This is a genomic window from Streptomyces sp. NPDC006283, from assembly GCF_040613325.1.
Taxonomy (GTDB): Bacteria; Actinomycetota; Actinomycetes; order Streptomycetales; family Streptomycetaceae; genus Streptomyces.
Window position 1 is genome coordinate 1 of sequence record NZ_JBEXRZ010000395.1, and the last position, 2,803, is coordinate 2,803.

General features: G+C 66.9%; 2 protein-coding genes and 1 pseudogene. All 3 read left to right on the forward strand.

Features of this window, described 5'->3' with window-relative positions:
• Nucleotides 1-1,412: 1,412 nt before the first annotated feature.
• Nucleotides 1,413-2,210, forward strand: a complete 798-nt coding sequence (locus ABZ070_RS36460; RefSeq protein WP_356640397.1) for a VOC family protein — start codon at nt 1,413-1,415, stop codon at nt 2,208-2,210.
• Nucleotides 2,211-2,329: 119 nt separating this feature from the next.
• The gene (locus tag ABZ070_RS36465) at nt 2,330-2,458 is read left to right on the forward strand and encodes a hypothetical protein (protein WP_356640399.1); all 129 of its coding nucleotides are present in this window, start codon (nt 2,330-2,332) and stop codon (nt 2,456-2,458) included.
• Nucleotides 2,459-2,551: 93 nt separating this feature from the next.
• A pseudogene (locus tag ABZ070_RS36470) lies at nt 2,552-2,803 on the forward strand (ISNCY family transposase); the annotation flags it as partial.

Consider the following 2,803-nt stretch of genomic DNA (forward strand, 5'->3'; position numbering starts at 1 on the left):
GCTCCCTTGAGGACCAGGACCCCAGGGACACGGCGTTCGACGACGCCGCGGGGGTCCGCGCTTGACACACCCCCGCTGTCTGCGTAACTTTCCTTGGCGCACAATACCCCCGGGGCACGACTGAGAGTTGTCAGGACAGGGAGCAGGAACACAACGAGTGCCGGGCAGACAAGCCCCAGCATTCTCTGAGAGTTTCCTGAACTGCACTGTATGCAACGCTCCGAAGAACTCCCCCACTCCCAGCGGCCATAGCGCCGGACGAGGACGCCGAATACCGCAGTGGACGGGACCGTACCCAAGAGGGCACTGGAAGCACAGTCCTAAAGAATTTCTGCCGCCGTGACTTCCATGGGCACGGGTTGACCTGCGGGGTTGCGAAAATGGCGGGCGGCGATGATCGTCCGGCGGAGCTTGACGAACATGTCGCTGAACGCCGGGTATCGCCTTCGTGGTGTACCAGCCTCAATCGTTTATGGTGGCGACCGGCTGACTCGATGCCCGTGATGTCGCGGCATTGAATTTTAGTGATCGTTGCAACATCCCAGCTCAAGGGGTGTCATGGACTTCAAGATCCAGAGAATCGGAAGCCTCAGGGTGCGAAGAGGTCCATTGGCGTCGGTCGGTTGGGGCTGACACGGGCCTTTTCGGAAGATCCGCAAGGCTTTGAGCCGGGCGAAGGCGCGTTCAACAGGCGTGTGGAGTAGGGCGTGCGCCCGGTCGACAGACTTCTGCTGGATGGTCGGTGGCGTTTGACCGGTGTCGCGAAGGTTCCGCCGCTCCCTGGTAGGCCTTGTCCGTAAGGGTGGGGTCCCGAGGCCAGCCCGTAGGACAGCAGCATCCACGTGATGGCGACCAGGCCGACGACCGTCCGGACGACCTGGACCTTCTTCACCATCGGGTCGTGCACACGGTCGGGCCGGGACGGCGTGAACACCGCGCGCCCCAGAGCGATCGGGTTGAAGAGACGCAAGGTCAGGCGCCGAGGCGCCGGGGCAGGCGGCCATGGGCCTGGCGGCGGCAGGGGTGGCCCACCCGGTCCCGGCGGTCGCCCTCCGCCGTACGGGTTCCACACCCCGGCACCGCCCCCGTTTCCGATCATCCCCGTGTCCTTTGCGTCGCCGTGCCAAGAGGTCACATGGAGATTAGGCAATCGCAGCGCGTGAAACCATCTTGGTCGCACTGCAGTTGTGTGCCGACAGCGATCGGGCCGCCACGATCGGATGCTGAACCCCACCACGGCTCGGCGCGCCGGCTGCCGCTGTCCTCAGGATGTCGTGAGGACCGGGCTGACGACATTCACGGATCTGGTGCATTCCCGGATCTGGTGGAGGGATGTGACGGCCGAGCCGACGGGCGATTGTCGGTGCCGGGTGTCAGTCTGAGCTGAGACCTATCTGCGAAAGGGAATCGTCGTGATCACCACTGATTTCGTCCCTGGCTCCCCCTGTTGGCTGGACCTCGGTGCCCCCGACGTCCCGGCCGCCGCAGCCTTCTACGGCGCGGTGCTGGGGTGGGACTACGAGTCCATGGGGGAGGGGGAGGAGATGGAAGGCGGGATGTTCCGGAAGGACGACAAGATCGTCGCCGGGCTCGGCAAGCTCACCGAGAAGGGCGCGCGTCCGGCCTGGATGATCTACTACTGCGTCGCCGACGCGGATGCCACGACCCAGGCCGTGGAGAGCGCGGGCGGCATGGTACGGGTGGCGCCGAGAGACCTCGACGAGTGGGGCAGGATGGCGCAGTACAGCGACCCACTGGGGGGCCAGTTCGCCGTCTGGCAGCCCGGACAGAACAAGGGCGTCGACCTTGTGGACCAGCCGGGCTCGCTGTCCTGGACCGAGCTCTACACGAGCGACGTCGCGGCTGCGAAGGATTTCTACGGCCGGATCTTCGGCTGGCATTTCAGCGACATGGAGCTGCCGGGCGGCGGGGGCACGTACTCCCTCATCACGCCCGCCGGGCAGCCCGAGGAGCGTATGCACGGCGGCCTCATGCAGCTCCGCAAGGAGGACCTCGCTCTGGCCGACGGAAAGCCGTACTGGCACCCGGTGTTCGCCGTCGCCGACTGCGATGCCGCGGTCGCGCAGGTCAACGAGAAGGGCGGCAACGTGCAGATGGGGCCGGAGGACGCGGAGGGCGTCGGCCGCCTGGCGGTCTGCCTCGACCCGTCGAACGCGGACTTCGTCGTGCTGGCCCCGAGTGAGAGCTGAACGCTGGAAGGCCCGGGCCGGCGGCTGCCTTGCGCGCCGACCGGCCCGGCTTCGCCAGGCTTGCCGACGCGGATCGCCCCTGGCTAGGGCGGACGAAGGCGCTGCGGCAGGATGGCCCCGTGCCCACCATGGTTGTTGAGCTCCACGTCCCGCTGCTGCCGACGCCGAACCTGGCGGACGGCGCCCATCCGTTCCGGATCGAGGAGGTCGACACTTCCTGGCCAGTCTCGAAGACGAAGGCGATGTAGAAGTCTTCGACGACGGGGAGGAGGACGGGGGCCGCTTTACGAGGGGACCGCGAGGCGCTGGCCGCGATCATCTTCGTGGCCACCTCGGGATGCGGCACGGTCATCGCCGACCGCGGCTTCAGCACCGCGGCCAACGACCGGGCACTCGCCGAACTCGGCGTCCAGCGGATCGGCCTTCAACGAGCCGGCAAGCCCGGAAAGACACGCCGCGAATACGAACGCAGCCGCTCATTCCGACGGATGCGCAACTGGAGAGTCGGCATCGAGGCCCGCTCAGTCACCTCAAACGCACCTTCGGACCGCACCCGCCTGCGCCGCCTGGTGGGTGCGCAGACCGTATCTGGT